Origin of the sequence: Acinetobacter sp. WCHAc010052 (assembly GCF_002165295.2) — a bacterium.
GTDB lineage: Bacteria > Pseudomonadota > Gammaproteobacteria > Pseudomonadales > Moraxellaceae > Acinetobacter > Acinetobacter chinensis.
On the sequence record NZ_CP032143.1, the window covers coordinates 729,914 to 746,917 of the forward strand.

Annotated in this window: 17 protein-coding genes; 11 read left to right on the forward strand and 6 right to left on the reverse strand. The window is 40.4% G+C overall.

Annotated features, from left to right (window positions below):
* Positions 1 to 10: 10 nt before the first annotated feature.
* Positions 11 to 490, forward strand: coding sequence for a methylated-DNA--[protein]-cysteine S-methyltransferase (locus tag CDG61_RS03985; protein ID WP_087551570.1), 480 nt, complete (start codon positions 11 to 13; stop codon positions 488 to 490).
* Here CDG61_RS03985 and CDG61_RS03990 read toward each other — a convergent pair.
* The 3 genes from CDG61_RS03990 to CDG61_RS04000 all read right to left on the reverse strand — a co-directional run bounded on the left by CDG61_RS03990 (position 470) and on the right by CDG61_RS04000 (position 3,541).
* The gene (locus CDG61_RS03990; protein WP_087551569.1) at positions 470 to 1,768 is read right to left on the reverse strand and encodes an ImmA/IrrE family metallo-endopeptidase; all 1,299 of its coding nucleotides are present in this window, start codon (positions 1,766 to 1,768) and stop codon (positions 470 to 472) included. The genes CDG61_RS03985 and CDG61_RS03990 overlap by 21 nt on opposite strands.
* A 205-nt stretch (positions 1,769 to 1,973) precedes the next feature.
* On the reverse strand, positions 1,974 to 2,438 hold the full coding sequence (locus CDG61_RS03995) for a hypothetical protein (protein WP_087551568.1): 465 nt from the start codon (positions 2,436 to 2,438) through the stop codon (positions 1,974 to 1,976).
* 335 nt (positions 2,439 to 2,773) lie between these two features.
* The gene (locus CDG61_RS04000; RefSeq protein ID WP_087551616.1) at positions 2,774 to 3,541 is read right to left on the reverse strand and encodes a hydroxymethylpyrimidine/phosphomethylpyrimidine kinase; all 768 of its coding nucleotides are present in this window, start codon (positions 3,539 to 3,541) and stop codon (positions 2,774 to 2,776) included.
* 124 nt (positions 3,542 to 3,665) lie between these two features.
* On the opposite strand from CDG61_RS04000, the gene CDG61_RS04005 reads away from it, so the two are divergent.
* The gene (locus tag CDG61_RS04005) at positions 3,666 to 4,310 is read left to right on the forward strand and encodes an HAD-IA family hydrolase (RefSeq protein WP_087551567.1); all 645 of its coding nucleotides are present in this window, start codon (positions 3,666 to 3,668) and stop codon (positions 4,308 to 4,310) included.
* A 198-nt stretch (positions 4,311 to 4,508) separates the two neighbouring features.
* On the opposite strand, the gene CDG61_RS04010 is transcribed toward CDG61_RS04005, so the two are convergent.
* A complete protein-coding gene (locus CDG61_RS04010; RefSeq protein WP_087513766.1) occupies positions 4,509 to 4,973 on the reverse strand; it encodes an Lrp/AsnC ligand binding domain-containing protein in 465 nt (154 codons plus the stop codon).
* A 138-nt stretch (positions 4,974 to 5,111) separates the two neighbouring features.
* On the opposite strand from CDG61_RS04010, the gene CDG61_RS04015 reads away from it, so the two are divergent.
* From CDG61_RS04015 to dapA, 6 genes are all read left to right on the forward strand, one after another.
* Positions 5,112 to 6,371 (forward strand): D-amino acid dehydrogenase, encoded by a 1,260-nt coding sequence (locus tag CDG61_RS04015; protein WP_087551566.1) that lies wholly within the window; start codon positions 5,112 to 5,114, stop codon positions 6,369 to 6,371.
* 43 nt (positions 6,372 to 6,414) lie between these two features.
* A complete protein-coding gene (gene alr / locus CDG61_RS04020; RefSeq protein ID WP_087551565.1) occupies positions 6,415 to 7,515 on the forward strand; it encodes an alanine racemase in 1,101 nt (366 codons plus the stop codon).
* 67 nt (positions 7,516 to 7,582) lie between these two features.
* Positions 7,583 to 7,945 (forward strand): RidA family protein, encoded by a 363-nt coding sequence (locus CDG61_RS04025; RefSeq protein ID WP_087551564.1) that lies wholly within the window; start codon positions 7,583 to 7,585, stop codon positions 7,943 to 7,945.
* A 135-nt stretch (positions 7,946 to 8,080) separates the two neighbouring features.
* Positions 8,081 to 9,511 (forward strand): amino acid permease, encoded by a 1,431-nt coding sequence (locus CDG61_RS04030; protein WP_087551563.1) that lies wholly within the window; start codon positions 8,081 to 8,083, stop codon positions 9,509 to 9,511.
* A 148-nt stretch (positions 9,512 to 9,659) separates the two neighbouring features.
* Complete coding sequence (locus CDG61_RS04035; RefSeq protein ID WP_087551562.1) at positions 9,660 to 10,769, forward strand: acyltransferase family protein; 1,110 nt, start codon at positions 9,660 to 9,662, stop codon at positions 10,767 to 10,769.
* 334 nt (positions 10,770 to 11,103) lie between these two features.
* Positions 11,104 to 11,979 carry a 4-hydroxy-tetrahydrodipicolinate synthase gene (gene dapA, locus CDG61_RS04040; protein WP_228199611.1) on the forward strand — a complete coding sequence of 292 codons (876 nt, stop codon included), beginning with the start codon at positions 11,104 to 11,106 and terminating at the stop codon, positions 11,977 to 11,979.
* A gap of 431 nt (positions 11,980 to 12,410) precedes the next feature.
* Here the strand turns inward: dapA and hemJ are convergent, their stop codons facing one another.
* Positions 12,411 to 12,863, reverse strand: a complete 453-nt coding sequence (hemJ, locus tag CDG61_RS04045; RefSeq protein WP_087551561.1) for a protoporphyrinogen oxidase HemJ — start codon at positions 12,861 to 12,863, stop codon at positions 12,411 to 12,413.
* Between the two features lie 77 nt (positions 12,864 to 12,940).
* Positions 12,941 to 14,170 carry a beta-ketoacyl synthase N-terminal-like domain-containing protein gene (locus tag CDG61_RS04050; protein ID WP_087551560.1) on the reverse strand — a complete coding sequence of 410 codons (1,230 nt, stop codon included), beginning with the start codon at positions 14,168 to 14,170 and terminating at the stop codon, positions 12,941 to 12,943.
* A 268-nt stretch (positions 14,171 to 14,438) separates the two neighbouring features.
* Here CDG61_RS04050 and CDG61_RS04055 point away from each other — a divergent pair, with 268 nt between their 5' ends.
* The 3 genes from CDG61_RS04055 (at position 14,439) to rpsG (ending at position 16,977) form a co-directional block, all read left to right on the forward strand.
* Positions 14,439 to 15,806, forward strand: coding sequence for an EcsC family protein (locus tag CDG61_RS04055; protein WP_087551559.1), 1,368 nt, complete (start codon positions 14,439 to 14,441; stop codon positions 15,804 to 15,806).
* A 148-nt stretch (positions 15,807 to 15,954) separates the two neighbouring features.
* The gene (gene rpsL / locus CDG61_RS04060; RefSeq protein WP_002050319.1) at positions 15,955 to 16,329 is read left to right on the forward strand and encodes a 30S ribosomal protein S12; all 375 of its coding nucleotides are present in this window, start codon (positions 15,955 to 15,957) and stop codon (positions 16,327 to 16,329) included.
* A 177-nt stretch (positions 16,330 to 16,506) separates the two neighbouring features.
* Complete coding sequence (rpsG, locus tag CDG61_RS04065; protein ID WP_004862749.1) at positions 16,507 to 16,977, forward strand: 30S ribosomal protein S7; 471 nt, start codon at positions 16,507 to 16,509, stop codon at positions 16,975 to 16,977.
* The last annotated feature ends 27 nt before the right edge of the window (positions 16,978 to 17,004 follow it).

Sequence of the window (17,004 nt, forward strand, 5' to 3'; positions counted from 1 at the left end):
GGAGAAGTCGATGAAATTATCGTTCATGGAGATGGCTTCTCTTGTCGGTCAGCTCAAGCTCGTAGCGACTGAAACAGCTTTAGTCGCTGTACTTTGGGAAAATGAAAATCCCAATCGTGTTCGTTTGGCGGAATTGATTGAAGATATACAGCATCCGATCTTGCTCGAAACACAAAAACAGTTGAATGAATATTTTGCAGGGCAACGTCAGGTTTTTGATTTGCCTTTAGATTTTGAGGGCACTGAGTTTCAGCAGAAAGTCTGGCAAGCTTTGTTGACGATTCCTTTTGGTGAAACCCGTAGTTATAAACAGATTGCAGAACAGGTTAGTAATGTCAAAGCGGTTCGTGCGGTGGGTGCTGCCAATGGTAAAAATCCGATTTCGATTATTGCGCCGTGTCATCGGGTTGTTGGAGCAAATGGGAAACTGGTGGGTTTTGCAGGTGGGTTAGAGAATAAGGATATGTTGTTAAAGTTGGAGGTGCGTTGATAGCATAATATTATCCAATGCTTTAGCCTTACCCTTAATATTAAATTTTGCTAATCGTAGTTCTGTTAATCTAATTTTTAAAGTTTCTTGTGAAACCATAAAGAAATTCGCAATAGGTATGCAAATTTTGTTGTAATTATCTAAATTACAAGGTTGCTCATCAACATATAGAAGTGTAAAACCTCTATAAGTTACATTATATTTATCTATCAGCGAGATAAAGGTGTTAGTAAGGGCTGTTTCAGGTAATAATAAACAGGCAGCAAAATAATTTGCTTGATATTCAATTCTATCTAAGTTTATTGGTAAAGAGTTTCTAAGCTCAATTCCTTTTGATATATTGAGAGTTTGGCGTTCAGTTTTTAAATATCTATCATGCCCTAGAAGAAAATGACCAATTTCATGAGCAAGTGCAAAATTTACTTGAGTTTCTGAAAAGTAATTTTTTCCAAAAAGAGTGATTTTCTTCTGACTGAAATTAATTTCAGCTATTGTAGCTTGATCTAAAATTTCTTCAGTTGAGAATACTGAAATATTAAAGCTATTTAAAATTTTAAAAATATCTAGTTTTCCATTGTTGAATTTATACTGATTATAAATATCTTCAGCGATTAATGAGATTTTAGATTTGGATAAATAAGGAACATTTATTTTCTGGTTATTAAAATTTTTTAACTGAATAGCTTTATCATTTTCATTTGAGATGATTTCATTAATATAGTCTTTAGGATAAAGTGTAAATTTTCTTGGTGTTTGAATGAAAGTATTGCCAAACTTCCAATCGCGATATGTGTTGTCTGTCAAAGCCAATTTTATCTCTTGTTCTAACAGTTTTATACGTTTTTTCTGGCGATTTAATACAATTTCAGGTTCTTGATTTTCATAAGCTTGTATAACTTTCCAAAGTGTAATTCCTCGATTTTTTGCAAAAGTTAATCCACCTGATTGGAAACCAACAGTAGTGATACATATAGGGCTGATTTTTTGAAATCGAATCTGATCAATTTTAGATGCAAATTCTTCAATATCATCAACAGGGACTTTATGGTTGTAATTCTTGCATTCAATTACAAATATTAAAAAAGGATCTAATTGTTGTGGTAAAAATATTTCCAATACAAGATCAAAAAAAATATTTTTCTCTCTATCTTTTGAATAAAATGGTTTTTGAGGTGTAAGTTGACATTGATTAGGAGGAAATCCGAAATATCGTTGTTCAATTAGCGCAGTAAAATAATTGAAAGCAAAATTTTCATATTCAGGACCTTTTTGCACCATTTTTTCATTAATATCATTAATTTGATTGCTTTAATTATAAATTATTTTGTTGAAAATGTAATCTATATTAATTTGAATACTCAAGTCTTTAAACTTTACAAAGTCATGGAAAACCAATCGTCAGCATGTACAGAATTTGAAAGATAGTCATGCAGATAAAACCATTTGATTAAAAATAGCTTAGTGACTAAGTAAGATACTTATTTCAATCAAGTAAATATCTTACTTTATCCAAAGAAGTTGTCTTTTGCTTTTTCAACTCTTTATCGGCAAACTCATAAATACTTTTTTCATGATTCAGCACATATTCAAAAAACATCTGAGTATTCTGATCAGCATGTTTACATAAGCGTTCAAAGGCTTGCATAAAAGGTTGAGTACCATCTTTGATTAAAAACATCGCCAGTTTCCACGGCATTTTAGCCAATGCAAAACCTGTGGTATTGCCTTGAACTTTGATATGTAAGCGAGATGTGGCTTTTAAGTTATTCTGTTTTAAAAATGCCTGAAAACGCTCAAGGGTCTGGGTTTCCAGAGCAGCTAAAGCCTGCCACTTTTGTTTATGTTCTCCTGATTTCTCATGTTTGGCAGCAGTAAGAAAAACAGCTTCACCAAAGATTTCAGACTCTAACAGCTTATTCAGGTCATCTTGATATTGTGAGTAATTCATCAGTCATTCCTTTTCAATTATTTTGTTCTTAACCTTGTTTTTACGACTTTTTATTCGCTGTGTTCAGCTTTGAATAATGGATAAAATTATTTTAGGGTAATTACTCTAATTATAAAAGTGTTATGAGATAAATAGCGAAAGATGTGAGGGCTTTGATTTTTGTATTTATTTAAGTGATTAAAAAATTTCTAACTTGAACCTAAGTTAATAATGAAAGCTCCTTCTCCCTTTGGGATGAGGAGGTAACTCGGCAAGAGGATGAGGGGCTATGAAACTCCTTCTCTTGCGGAGTTTCATTTCTCACCCGCAAGAGAAGGAGCTAAAAGCAATTCAACTCAAAACCGCTTTGGAATTTTCTGACCACCTTCAACAGGTGTTTCAGCATTTTTCAATACACCAAATAACCAAGCTTCTGCATGATTTACAGCAACTTGTAATGAATCACCTAAAGCCAATCGACCTGCAATAAAACTTGCCAATGAACAGCCTGAACCATGATATTCACCCTCTAAACGCGGGCATTTAGTTTCGGAAACCATTTCACCATTCACATAAAGCGCATTGCGGATATAGCCAGGTGTATCTTCATGTCCACCTTTGACCAGAACTGCTTTAGCACCCATTTCAAACAGTTTTGCAGTGGCTTTTTCCAGGTCCTGTTCACCTGTTAAAGCACGAAGCTCCACTGTGTTTGGAGTGAGTACTGTAGCCAAAGGAATCAGTTCTACAAAGGCTTTGACTAAAGTTTCCTGATTGCCCAGTGAACCACCGCTGTTTGCGACTAAAACAGGATCAAGTACATACAGATAATCTGAATGTTCCCGTAAAAACTCAGCCAAGGCTGCGATATTATCGGTAGTACCCAACATACCAGATTTGATCGCTTTAATTGGCAAATCACCCACTACAGCATTGGCTTGTGCAAGTAATAATTCTTTAGAAGTCGCTTCAAAGCCAAAGACCTGCTGAGAGTTCTGAACTGTCAGTGCGGTACAGGCGATGGCTGCATGTGCACCACTTTGCCCAATAGCTTCAATATCTGCCTGTATTCCTGCACCGCCAGAAGGGTCAAGACCTGAAAAACAAAGTACGGTTGGGCGCACAGCCATGTCCTTAAAATCACAATTTGCGTTAGTATAGGCAACTTTGAAGCAACTCTCGACACTGATTTCTGTAAAACAGTGTTTTCAGTAAAAGTCATATTTTCTGTAATGGCAGGATGAACTCATGATTAAGCATCTTTTAATTGATCTGGATGGGACTTTGACTGATCCCAAAGTGGGCATTACCACCTCTGCACGTTATGGGCTGAATAAAGTTGGGCATCCGATTCCTGACAGTGAAAATATTGACTGGATTATTGGTCCACCACTGAAAGCCTCTTTGGCAAAACTGTTGAATGTCGATGTAAATGATGTTCTGGCAGAGCAAGCTTTGCTTGGGTACAGAGAGCGTTTTGCAGTGACAGGGCTATATGAAAACCATGTTTTTGATGATGTTGCGGTAACGCTGGAGGCATTGAAAAATAAGGGCTATCGTTTGTTTTTAGCGACGGCTAAACCCGAAGTATATGCACGTCAGATTCTGGATCATTTTGATTTACTGAAATACTTCGACTACCCATACGGCAGTGAACTGACGGGTGAGCGTACCAATAAGGGCGAACTTATTACTTATATTTTAGAAAAAGAGCAGTTAAACCCTGAAGAATGCTTAATGGTCGGTGACCGTGAGCATGATATTTTTGGTGCTCGTAAAAATGGCATTGAAACCATTGCAGTAGAATATGGTTATGGTTCAAAAGAAGAACTGGATGAAGCACAGCCAAAAGCGAGGATTTCCAGGTTTTCAGAACTGTTGAACTGGGTTTGATGAAATGTGTAGAGATGGGTTTAAAAGTTCATCTCTACATTCTTATATTTACTGAGCAAGTCAAAAGTCATGATACTCAGTAATAAAATGAATATTAAAAGTCCTTTCTCTTACAGCATATATGGCTCAGGCATGAGGAGTGAAGACTCCGCAAGAGGATGAAAGGTTTTATTCTGAATAAATTTGCAGCAACAGCCTTTATTCCACATCCAGATACAAACATTCCTTAATCTCTTCCATCACAATATAACTATGTGAAGATGCGGAAGATGGGAGTTTCTTCAGTAGGTCACCCAATAGGCGACGATACGCAGTCATTTCTTTAAGTCGTGCTTTGACCAGATAATCGAAATCACCTGAAATCAGATGACATTCCTGTACTTCGGGAATTTCCACCAGGTCTTTGGCAACCTGCTCAAAAACATCCCCTGACTTTGCCGATAAACTGATCTCTAAAAATACCAGTAAATTGCGGTCTAAATGCTTTGGATTGAGTCGTGCGTGATAACCCATAATCACACCATCACGTTCAAGTCGTTTTACACGTTCTGAGCAGGGCGTAGTGGATAAACTGACTCGGGCAGCCAGTTCGCTGATGGCAATACGACCCTCATTCTGTAGAATTTCTAAAATCATCCGATCAATACGGTCTAATTTGCGCATGAATATTTTCCTCTTTTTGTTATTTTTTCACGACAAAAGATTAAAACACCTGAATTATAGCGCTAAAAATAGTGAAATAAACTATTTATCCACAAATATACTAGTTAAATAAACTGTTATGTGTGTAAAGGATAAGAAATGCGTGTAATCGTATTGGGTAGTGGTGTGATTGGTGTAGCTAGTGCATATTACCTCGCGCAGCAGGGAGCAGAAGTTACAGTTTTAGATCGTCAGGCAGGACCAGCTGAAGAAACCAGCTTTGGTAATGCAGGGCAAATTTCTCCTGGATACTCGACACCGTGGGCTGCTCCGGGTATTCCATTCAAAGCCGTGAAATGGATGTTTCAGCATCATGCACCGTTGGCAATCAATATTGATGGCAGTATGTGGCAACTGCAGTGGATGGCGCAAATGCTGAAAAACTGCAATGCAGAAAGTTATGCCATCAACAAAGAACGTATGACCCGTGTTGCAGAATACAGCCGTGATTGTTTACGTGAGCTACGTAAAGACACAGGCATCAGTTACGAAAACCGTTCAAAAGGAACACTACAGGTTTTCCGTAACGAAACACAACTTGAGATGGTACAACGCGATATTGCCGTATTAAAAGAATGTGGCGTTCCACATGAATTACTTCTCAAAGATGATTTAGCCAAAGTTGAACCAGCACTTGAACATGCAAAAGATAAACTGGTTGGTGGTTTACATTTACCAAATGATGAAACAGGTGACTGCTACTTATTTACCAATGCTTTGGCAAACCTCGCTAAAGATTTAGGTGTGGAGTTTAAATTTAACCAGAATGTTGAAAAACTGGTGGTTGAAGGTGATGAAATTAAAGGTGTGGTGGTCAATGGTGAAGTTCTGACAGCAGACCGTTATGTACTGGCTTTTGGTAGTTATTCACGTGATTTCTTAAAACCACTTGAATTGAACTTACCTGTTTATCCAGTCAAAGGCTATTCACTGACGATTCCTATTGTCGATGCAAACTATGCACCACAATCAACTGTATTAGATGAAACCTACAAAATTGCGATTACTCGATTTGATCAGCGTATCCGTGTTGGTGGTATGGCTGAACTGAGTGGTTTTAATCACGGCTTAAATACAGATCGTCGCGGTACACTTGAAATGGTCACACAGGATTTATTCCCAGGTGGTGATTTGGCTCAGGCTTCATTCTGGACAGGTTTACGTCCAATGACTCCTGACAGTACGCCAATTATCGGTGCGACACGCTTTAAAAATCTGTTCCTCAATACAGGTCATGGCACGCTCGGCTGGACGATGGCATGTGGTTCAGGAAAACTGATCAGTGATTTAGTCCTGAACCATAAAACAGACATCAGTACTGAAGGTTTATCAATCAAACGCTATCCGCACGCTGCTTAATTGATATTTACGACTACCATCTACTTATTCAGGGACGAATAAAATGCCTAGACCGATTTGTGCAGTGATTCATCAGGATGCACTGCAACATAACCTGAATATTGCCAGGCAATATGCACCACAAAGCAAAGTATTCGCTGTGGTGAAAGCCAATGCCTATGGACATGGTGTTGAACGTGTTTATGAGGCATTTAAATCAGCAGATGGTTTTGCATTACTGGATTTGGATGAAGCCAAACGACTTAGACAGTTGGGTTGGACAGGTGAAATTCTGCTTTTGGAAGGCATTTTTTCAGCGCAGGATTTACAGGTCTGTCTGGATTTAAATCTGAGTTTTACCATTCACAGTGCGCATCAGATTCAATGGTTGGCTGAATTTTCACAGCCTGCACAGTTTGATGTTTATCTGAAAATGAACAGTGGGATGAACCGTTTAGGCTTTCCACCTGAACAATACCGTGCTGCATGGGAAAAGCTCAATCAACTCAGCAATATCAAATCCATTACCCACATGATGCATTTTTCAGATGCAGATGGTGAGCGTCTTGGACAGTCCGGTATTGATTATCAATATGGCGTATTTGAAGAAACGGTTCGTGATCTTCCAGGTGATCGTACCGTATCCAACAGCGCAGCCATTTTAAGACATTCTCAACAGCTTCTATCCAATACTGTACGTAGTGGCATCATGCTCTACGGCAGTTCGCCCGATTTCCCAACACATTCCATTCAGGACTGGAATCTCAAGCCGACCATGAGCTTACGCAGTGAAATTCTTGCCATTCAAGAGATTCAAGCGGAGCAAACAGTGGGTTATGGTTCAAAGTTCACTGCGACAGAAACGATGAAAATTGGCATCGTGGCATGTGGTTATGCAGATGGTTATCAGCGTATTTCCATAGATGCCCCGATTTTAGTCAATGATGTTCTGACTAAAACCATCGGTCGCGTCAGCATGGATATGCTGGCTGTGGATTTAACCCATATCCCTGCAGCCGAAGTCGGCAGTGAAGTGGTGTTGTGGGGCAAATCTTCAAATGGTGTGGTGTTGCCTATTGATGATGTGGCAGCAAGTTCAGGCACAGTGGGTTATGAACTGATGTGTGGTGTGACTGCACGTGTCCCGTTCATGCTTGAAAATTAAAATTAAAAAATACGCATTGAGAATGCATTTTTTTAGTAAATCATTAATTGAAAAAAAGGAAGTCACAATGACTCAGCATAGCGATATACAAAAGATCAACAGCACAGAAGTGATGAGTGCTGTGACAATATTCAATAAAGTTGTGTATTTATCAGGACAGGTGCCTAAAAATACCGATGCCGATATTACAGGGCAGACTTTGGATATTTTAGCAACGATTGATCAGCTATTGGCTTCAGCAAATACTGATAAATCTCGCTTATTGTCTGCACATGTATATATTAAGAACCTTTCTGATTTCCAGACCTTTAATACCGTCTGGATCGATTGGTTAAAAGGTTGTGTAACGCCTTCACGTGCAACGATTCAAGCTGATTTGGTCAATCCAGACTGGTTGATTGAAATTGCAGTCACGGCAGCGCAGGCTTAATTTTTTGTAAATATAATTCGACTCGGCACTATGCCACCCATAGTGCTCAGTCGGTCTGGATCAAACACAGGAACGAGGATGTTCTGACGCCAAAAGCGGGTTTGATCTGAAAGAAATGTCAAAAAGGATATTTTTATGACAACTTCAAGCCATCCAGATGACGGACAATCGTCGCCACATGAGCTACAACGAAAACTTTCCAACCGTCATTTGCAGTTGATTGCGATTGGTGGCGCGATTGGAACAGGTCTGTTTATGGGATCTGGGAAAACCATCTCTCTTGCAGGTCCATCTATTCTGATCATTTACATGATCATTGGTGCAATGTTCTTTTTTCTGATGCGTGCATTGGGTGAAATTCTGCTTTCAAATCTACATTACAAATCTTTTATCGACATGGCACACGACCTGATTGGTCCTGGTGCTGGTTATTACATCGGTTGGTCATACTGGCTCGGCTGGATTCTGGTCGGGATTGCTGACCTTGCCGCCATTATTAATTATCTGAATTTCTGGCTACCCGAGGGAACGGCATTTACCCCCATGGGACAAGCCATGATCAGCGCAGGCTGTGTTTTACTGGTTTTGGGTATTAACTTACTGACCGTTAAACTGTTCGGTGAGATCGAATTCTGGTTTGCCTTGATCAAGATTTTAGCCATTATTGGTTTGATTTTGATTGGTGGCTTTATGGTGTTCAGCCATTTCCAGGCGCCAAGCGGTTCAGTGGCAAGTTTCAGCAATGTTTGGTCGCATGGCGGTATGTTCCCGCAAGGTGGCAGTGGTTTCCTCGCTGGTTTCCAGATCGCTTTATTCGCCTTTGTTGGGGTTGAGCTGATTGGGACTATGGCAGCTGAAACCAAAGATCCTGAGAAAAACCTACCGAAAGCAGTCAATGCGATCCCTACACGAATTATTTTATTCTATGTCTTAGCATTATTCATCGTGATGTCTGTGACGCCGTGGAATCAGATTCCTGCTGATCAAAGCCCATTCGTGACTCTGTTTATGCATGCAGGTATTGCTTCAGCTGCGATTATCATGAATCTGGTGGTACTGTCTTCAGTCATGTCGTCAATGAACAGCGGTGTGTTCTCGACCAGTCGTATGCTTTTCGGTTTGGCAAAAGAAGGTCAGGCACCTGAAAAATTAGCAGAACTATCTAAGCGTGCTGTTCCTGCAAAAGGCTTGTTGTTCTCTTGTAGTTTCATCATGGCAGGTGCTGCATTGCAGTATTTTGTGCCGAATACACTTGAAGCATTCACTTTGGCAACCTCATTATGTGTGATTTTATTTATCAGTATCTGGAGCATTATTATGGTGTGCTATATCCGCTATCGTAAATTGCGTCCTGAACTGCATGAAAAATCAAACTTTAAAATGCCTGGTGGCGTATGGATGTCGTATGTGGTACTGATTTTCCTTGCATTCACTTTGGTGATTCTGAGTTTAGAGCCTGATACTTTAAGAGCACTGATGATCAGTCCGCTTTGGGTGATTATCCTCGCAGTGACTTATCAGCTACTGTATAAACCACGTATGAAAAAGCGTAATAAACTCCAGTAAATCATTATTTTTATACAATATCAGGAGATACCGAAATGTTATCTCCTGAACATTTCCTCACAATTTGAATTGCAAAGCCTTCACAAATTATTATCAATCACTAAAAAAATCTATTTTAATACTCGCAGTTAAAACGAATACGAGCATTATGCGAAATTATAAAATAGATGTATTACGTGGCATTTCCATACTTCTGGTGTTGATTCACCATTTCAATATTCCATATAAATTGCATGATACTTTTTTAGGGATACAGGTTTTTGGTGAAAGCCTGAGTACGCTGATCGCTCGAAATGGTAATTATGGTGTCACCATGTTCTTTGTGATCTCGGGTTTTTTGATCACGCAACATACTTTGCAACGCAGTACTTCTTTAGCTCAGATCAATCTCAAAGATTTCTATATACGCCGTATTGCACGGATCATTCCCTGTCTGGTTTTACTGGTGGCAATGGTCACGGTGTTAGGCAGTTTCGGTTTAAAGCCTTTCATGAATCAGGCACCGAATGATATTGAAGTGTCTTATGGATTGACCGTATTTTCAGCATTTACTTTCTGGATGAATATCCTGATCATTGAAAATGGTTGGGTGAACTATGCACTGGGTGTGCTGTGGTCACTGTCTGTAGAAGAAGTTTTCTATGTGGCATTTCCAGTTTTGTGTGTACTTTTAGGTCGCGGTAAAGGATTTATTCTCTTTTTGCTCGCTGTGATTTGTTATGCACCGTATTTCCGTTCTTTGCATTTTGGTGAAGAAAGTGGGGCATATCTCTATCATTATTTTTCAAGTTTTGATGGTATTGCGATTGGCTGTATAACGGCACTCATCGTTCAAAAGTATTCAGGTACATTGCCCAATAAAAATCTGATCATTGGCATTGTTTCAGCCTTAATGATTGCATTGTATTTCTATGCACCGATTAAAGAAGTCAGCACATGGGGCATCAGTGCATTTGCTTTGTTGTTTGCAGTTTTAATATTCTGTTTTGCGCAGAATCCACAAGCTCAGACACAGTCATTCTTTGCAAAAATTATGGTGTGGATTGGTCAGCGCAGTTATGAAATGTATCTGTTTCATCTGATTATTCTTGGGATATTTAAAGTGTTTTATTTCCCCAAAGAAACCTTGCCTGCTGAAAAGTTGATGCTCTTACCGATTTATTTTATCTTGGTTTTTATCTTAAGTTGGGCAATTGAAAAGTATTATTCGACGCCGTTAAACAGGTCTATACGAAAAGGGTTTATTCAATCTGAATAAGTTTTACTCTGAAAGAATGTGGTCTAAGGCAGGAAAAACCTTGTTTTTAATTGAGCGAATACGGCTTGTCTTGGTTTAATTTTTCAGTTAAATTCTAAAAATGACGATTTTGATGAACCTTTCGACAACTGTTCTGAACCATGCATTCTGCTGTGGCGATCAGTTGTGGGTATTTCAGACAGAATCTAAACATAAGAAACAGTTGCTTATCTGACCGGGGCAACTGTTCCGTCAGATTGTGACGGAACAGTGTACAACCCCCTGCTTATTAAATACATTTTCCCTCCATCTGATTGAACTCAAAGACGGTCGTCTTTTTAAAGTGAGTAAAATCATGATGTTTGATTTTTCAGGTATCTGGCTTCCATTAATTACACCATTCAGCCAACAGGTTGTGGATGGCGACGCCCTTCAGAAACTGGTGACTGAATACCGTTCTACGGGTATTGCTGGATTTGTCAGTCTCAGTACGACTGGTGAAGCAAATCTGCTCAGTTCAGAAGAACAGGATCTGGTGCTAAAAACCACCATCGAAGCTGCAGATGGATTGCCTGTGATTGCAGGACTGACAGGAAGTAATTTTAATGAGATCCAACAGCGATTAGAGCAGTTATCACGTTTTAATCTGGCAGGGGTACTGGTGTCTTCGCCCGCTTATATTCGACCCTCTCAGCAAGGATTGATTGAGTATTTTCTGAAAATAGCTGAGTTGAGTCCATTCCCTGTGATTATTTATGAAATTCCTTATCGAACAGGTGTCCATCTTGAGCTTTCCTCTTTACTGACACTGGCTCGGCACCCCAATATTCAGGCAATTAAAGACTGTGCGGGTTCGCCAGAAATCACGCAGGCGCTGATCGCTGATGGTAACTTGCAAGTCTTGGCAGGTGAGGATTTTAATATCTTTCAGACATTATGTATGGGAGGAAGTGGTGCAATAGGTGCTGCTGTTCATTTCTATCCTGAACGTTATGTACAGATGGAAAAATATATTCGGGCAGGGCAGTTAGAACAGGCACAACGTATTTTCAGTTCTCTGACTCCTTTGATTAAATGTCTGTTCGCTGAACCTAATCCTGCTCCGATCAAAGGCTTACTGGCATCGCATGGAAAAATAAAAAATGAGTTCATGTTTCCTTTGCAACCAGCGAGTACTGCATTGATTCAAACTTTGGGAGATTTATATTTTCAGATTGGAAATAAACGGTAGATTGATAGTTAATACTGTAACTGACTTATACCAATATTTTAAATTAACTTAATTTAAAAGTTAAAGCTTTAAAGATTTCATATTCAGTGGTGCTATCGCGTTTGGCGACATGGATGTCGCCTGTTAGACTGGGGTAAAGGGACTTACCCTCAGTCTAACAAAGGATTTTTGTCACTTTTGATCCTTCAAAAGTGAGGCATCGACTACGCAAAGCAATTTAAACTTTTCAATGTAAGTCGAGTCTGTGCAAAGCTTTAATTTATATTATCTAACTTTAATAGAATGGTGTTATTTTATCCTAATCTTTATCTTGAAGTGGGCAATTGAAAAGTATTATTCAATGCCGTTGAATTCTAAAATTCGTAAAGCTTTTATCCGATCAGAATAAAAAAAACCTCCAACAGGAGGTTTTAAATTTTTGATAACACAATTTAAAAAGTCGGTTTAACCACCACTAAAATAATCACGGCAACTAAAATAAATGTCGGCATCTCATTGAAAAAACGCCAGAATTTGTGTGATTTGTAGTGTGCATTGCCAATCAGTTTTTTACGGTAATAACCACAGACAAAATGGTAAATCACCAGAAGACCAACCAAAGCAACTTTGAGATAAAACCACAAGGCTTCATGATAATGTCGGGTTGCATCACCCCAGTCGACAAGGAAATGTGCAGTGATTAAAGTTGCAATCATCGCAGGCCACATAATGCCACGATACAACTTACGTTCCATGACTTCAAAGCGTTGATGACTCACAGCATCATCACTCATGGCATGGTAGACATACAGGCGGGGGAGATAGAACAATGCAGCAAACCAGCAAACAACTGCAATGATATGAAGTGCTTTGACCCAAAGGAAAGCTTCTGAAGGAGCGTCCATCAATTTACCCTTTAAAGGGCAGTGTCAGAATTTGATCATTCACAGTCTGATACTGTGAATGATCAGAATTACTTAAATCAGCCTTCCCATTTTTTGAAAACGAGGCAGGCATTTACACCGCCAAAACCGAAACTGTTACTCATGACAGTATTCAGTTTTGTGTCGCGTTTTTCAAGTACGACATCATAGCCTTTTGTACCTTCATCAAGTTCAGTCACGTTGATGTTTGGTGCAATGAAGTCATTCTGCATCATCAGTACAGAGTAAATTGCTTCCTGTACACCTGCAGCACCCAGGCTGTGACCGGTCATGGACTTGGTTGAGCTGAGTGGTGGCACATTGCCTTCACCAAAAGCACGACCCATTGCCTGAAGTTCAGTCACATCGCCTGCAGGAGTAGATGTACCATGCGTATTTACATAGTCAATTTTTTCTACGCCATGCTGTTTTGCTTCTTCAAGTGCCATCAGGATACAGCGTGTTGCACCTTCACCTGATGGTGCAACCATGTCTGCGCCGTCAGAGTTGGCTGCATAGCCCACAACTTCAGCCAGGATGTTTGCTCCGCGTGCCTGTGCATGTTCAAGTGATTCAAGTACAACAAAACCACCACCGCCAGCGATTACGAAGCCGTCACGATCCGCAGAATAAGGACGGGATGCAGTTTCAGGAGTCTCGTTGTATTTAGAACACAACGCACCCATTGCATCAAACAGTAAGCTTTGTGACCAGTGATCTTCTTCACCGCCACCAGCAAGCATCAGATCCTGTTTGCCCAGCTGAATCAGGTTGTATGCATAACCAATTGCATCGGCAGAAGTTGCACATGCGCTGGTAATCGAGTGAGCTACACCCTGTAATTTGAATGCAACACCGACGTTAGCGGTAATGGTATTTGACATATTGCGCGGTACAAAGAAAGGACCTACTTTACGGGCACCCTTAGTTTCCAGCAGTTCTTTCATTTCAATCACGGAAGCTGTTGAACCACCACCTGAACCGCCTGCAATACCGTAACGTGGATTTCCACCGATCTGTTCAGCTGTTAAACCTGCATGTTCTACTGCTGCAACAGCGGCATTGTAGGCATACATTGCACAGACACCCATGAAACGTTTCAGTTTACGGTCAATGCCATCAAAGTTCTGTTCAGCAGCAGCGCTGACATGGCTTTTGAAATTTAATTCTTCATAAGTTGGATTATGGCGAGTACCTGAAATACCGTTTTTTAAAGAGTGAGTGACATCTTCCAATGTATTGCCGATACATGAGTTAATACCCATACCGGTGATGACAACACGTTTCATCTACAGTTCCCTTATATGGTGATTTTACAGAGTCTCAGCTGTATACAGATTGAAAAATCTGAGCTGGATTCCTGTTTTGAGCTGAACTCATGATAGCAGAAAGACTTTTGAATTCTTATGGCAAATGTTATGCCTATTTCGGTCTGTGGAAATTTACAACTGTATACAATTGGACAGGGATTAACACGCTACATTCAACTTGAGATAAACTAAGACAGCACCTAGTATTTATCAATAAAAGCAAGCATTGGGAACAGAGGGGTAAGGAATGGCAGATACTAAAAATAAACAATCAGGCGGAATCATCTCCAGTGCCTTTGGAGTGGCTAAAAAGCTCAGTTCTACAGGGATTCAGCTGTTGAATCAGGTTGCACCTGACAGTGTCACACGCATCACTCAGCCATTGGTGGGTCATCAGGTTGTAGAGGGCAGTGCCCGAAAAATGGGTGCTTTTGAAGCCCGGAAATATGAAGACCCGAAGCAGATGCTGAAAGATCATTTACCCCAGGTTTCACGGCAGGTGCTCGGCAGACATTATGGCAAAGTCAATCAGGTTGCACACTTTGTGTCACCTCAGTTGTCGGACCGTATTTCTGACTATTTTTTTGAACAGCTGAATACTTTCAGTTCAGATATCAGCTCTGTGGATGCATTGCTGGATGAAGCCGGCATCCGTGATCTTGAGGAGCTGACTCAGGATGTGGACCGTTCCCGCCGCATCAGTCAGGCATTTGCAGAGCAGAATAAATGGATTGCATCTGTGCAGGGTGCTTTAACTGGAGCAACAGGTGCGGTTGGATCAGCAGTTGATATTCCCGCATCCATTATTTTGGCACTCCGCACAATTTATCAGGTTGGGCGTTCTTATGGATTTGAGCTGAATAAAGAAACAGAGCAGGATATTGTGCAGTTTATTTTCAGACAGGTTGATCTGGGACTGATTGCTGAAAAACAGGCAATGCTGCTTGGGCTGAAAGCGGTGTCCAATGTGCTGAAAACTCATGATGTTCAACAGTTACAGCTTTTACTGGGGTCAGGTAATGATCTTGAAGCTCTGAAAAAATGGCTGACTACTGATGAAGGTGAGCTGAAATGGGCATGGCTGAACAATATTCCAAAAGTATCTGTGCTGGGGAAACTGACTCCGTTGATCAGTGCATCAGTCAGTGCTGTTTACAGCTGGAAACTGGTTGAAGATGTAAATACTAAAGCACAGCAGGTATTTTCAGGCGCAAGAGCCTATCTTATTGATCATAAAGATACAGGCCTGTCTCCTGTTGCTGCCTATGAAAAATCCCTGGAGCTGATCAGTCAGGCTGCCCCTAAACTGATTGGACAGATTGAAAAAGTGAAACAGGAAAAGAGCCTCCAGCAAGCCGAAACAGAAGTGACTCCTGACAGTGAATCCAGTGCAGTCACGCAGAAAAAAGCAGAGACAACAGCAAAAGATACGGTTGCAGAGCCTAAGCGATCAGTGCGGAAACCGGCAGTTACAAAGAATACTGCAGCTTCAGCTAAAGAAAAATCTGCTTCAGCTACAGTAGAACCTGTGAAAAAAAGTACAGCAGGAACAGCAAAAACCACCCGCCGAAGAACCGCTGCTAAAACAGTGAAAGACACGGATACTGAAAGCTGAAAAGGCTGAAATTTAAAACCGCCTAATCGATATGTGGTCAATCTTCTGGGTGCCAGGATATTGACCATTTTTGCATCCTGCTTTACAATTGTTTGCCCTCAAAAAGTGATAATTTTTTGAGGCTTTTTATTAACGGGAGAATTGCCATATGGCAACAACAAATCAGTTGATCCGCAAGGGTCGTACGACTTTGGTTGAAAAATCAAAAGTTCCTGCGTTGAAGGCTTGTCCACAGCGTCGTGGTGTTTGTACACGTGTTTATACAACTACACCTAAAAAACCTAACTCAGCAATGCGTAAAGTTTGCCGTGTTCGCTTAACTTCAGGCTTTGAAGTATCAAGCTATATCGGTGGTGAAGGTCATAACCTGCAAGAGCACAGTGTTGTTCTTATCCGTGGTGGTCGTGTTAAAGACTTACCAGGTGTACGTTACCATACCGTTCGTGGTTCTTTAGACTGTGCTGGCGTGAAAGACCGTAACCAGTCACGTTCTAAATACGGTACTAAACGTCCTAAGAAATAATTCGTTAAGAATTAGCTCTTAAGACTGTAGAACCGCAATCCTTTATCGTCTCGCTTGTCTGATTTCTGCATTAATTTTGTGAAATTCAAGCGACGTGTAGTAAGGCCAGCGAAAGCACATGACACTTTGTGCTACGGCTGGATTAACCTGAAGTGTCATATATATAGGTAGTTTAAAATGCCAAGACGTCGCGTAGTTGCTGCTCGTGAAATCCTTCCGGATCCTAAGTTCAGCAGCCAAACAATCGCTAAATTCATGAACCACGTAATGCAAGATGGTAAAAAATCTATTGCTGAAAGTATCGTTTACGGTGCTTTAGACCGCGTTCAGGAAAAAAATAAAGTAGACCCAGTTGAATTTTTTGAAGCTACGCTTGAAAAAGTTCGTCCAATGGTCGAAGTAAAAGCACGCCGTGTTGGTGGTGCTACTTATCAGGTACCTATGGAAGTGCGCCCATCCCGTCGTACTGCCCTGGCTATGCGTTGGTTAGTAGATGCTGCTGCTAAGCGTTCTGAAAAAACAATGGCTTTACGTCTTGCTGGTGAGTTGCTTGATGCAGCTGAAGGTAAAGGTTCAGCGATTAAAAAACGTGAAGATGTGCATCGTATGGCTGAAGCCAACAAAGCCTTCTCTCACTACCGTTTCTAAGCGGATAAAACAGCCCCTATTCAGGAG

What these genes read in the sequence shown, in the direction of transcription:
- CDG61_RS04005 (WP_087551567.1), top strand. Translation starts at nt 3,666, where the DNA reads ATGATTAAGCATCTTTTAATTGATCTGGATGGGACTTTGACTGATCCC.
- hemJ (WP_087551561.1), bottom strand. Translation starts at nt 12,863, where the DNA reads ATGGACGCTCCTTCAGAAGCTTTCCTTTGGGTCAAAGCACTTCATATC.
- CDG61_RS03990 (WP_087551569.1), bottom strand. Translation starts at nt 1,768, where the DNA reads ATGGTGCAAAAAGGTCCTGAATATGAAAATTTTGCTTTCAATTATTTT.
- rpsL (WP_002050319.1), top strand. Translation starts at nt 15,955, where the DNA reads ATGGCAACAACAAATCAGTTGATCCGCAAGGGTCGTACGACTTTGGTT.
- CDG61_RS04025 (WP_087551564.1), top strand. Translation starts at nt 7,583, where the DNA reads ATGACTCAGCATAGCGATATACAAAAGATCAACAGCACAGAAGTGATG.
- rpsG (WP_004862749.1), top strand. Translation starts at nt 16,507, where the DNA reads ATGCCAAGACGTCGCGTAGTTGCTGCTCGTGAAATCCTTCCGGATCCT.
- CDG61_RS04055 (WP_087551559.1), top strand. Translation starts at nt 14,439, where the DNA reads ATGGCAGATACTAAAAATAAACAATCAGGCGGAATCATCTCCAGTGCC.
- CDG61_RS04010 (WP_087513766.1), bottom strand. Translation starts at nt 4,973, where the DNA reads ATGCGCAAATTAGACCGTATTGATCGGATGATTTTAGAAATTCTACAG.
- CDG61_RS04015 (WP_087551566.1), top strand. Translation starts at nt 5,112, where the DNA reads ATGCGTGTAATCGTATTGGGTAGTGGTGTGATTGGTGTAGCTAGTGCA.
- CDG61_RS04035 (WP_087551562.1), top strand. Translation starts at nt 9,660, where the DNA reads ATGCGAAATTATAAAATAGATGTATTACGTGGCATTTCCATACTTCTG.
- alr (WP_087551565.1), top strand. Translation starts at nt 6,415, where the DNA reads ATGCCTAGACCGATTTGTGCAGTGATTCATCAGGATGCACTGCAACAT.
- CDG61_RS03995 (WP_087551568.1), bottom strand. Translation starts at nt 2,438, where the DNA reads ATGAATTACTCACAATATCAAGATGACCTGAATAAGCTGTTAGAGTCT.
- CDG61_RS04050 (WP_087551560.1), bottom strand. Translation starts at nt 14,170, where the DNA reads ATGAAACGTGTTGTCATCACCGGTATGGGTATTAACTCATGTATCGGC.
- CDG61_RS04030 (WP_087551563.1), top strand. Translation starts at nt 8,081, where the DNA reads ATGACAACTTCAAGCCATCCAGATGACGGACAATCGTCGCCACATGAG.
- CDG61_RS03985 (WP_087551570.1), top strand. Translation starts at nt 11, where the DNA reads ATGAAATTATCGTTCATGGAGATGGCTTCTCTTGTCGGTCAGCTCAAG.
- dapA (WP_228199611.1), top strand. Translation starts at nt 11,104, where the DNA reads ATGATGTTTGATTTTTCAGGTATCTGGCTTCCATTAATTACACCATTC.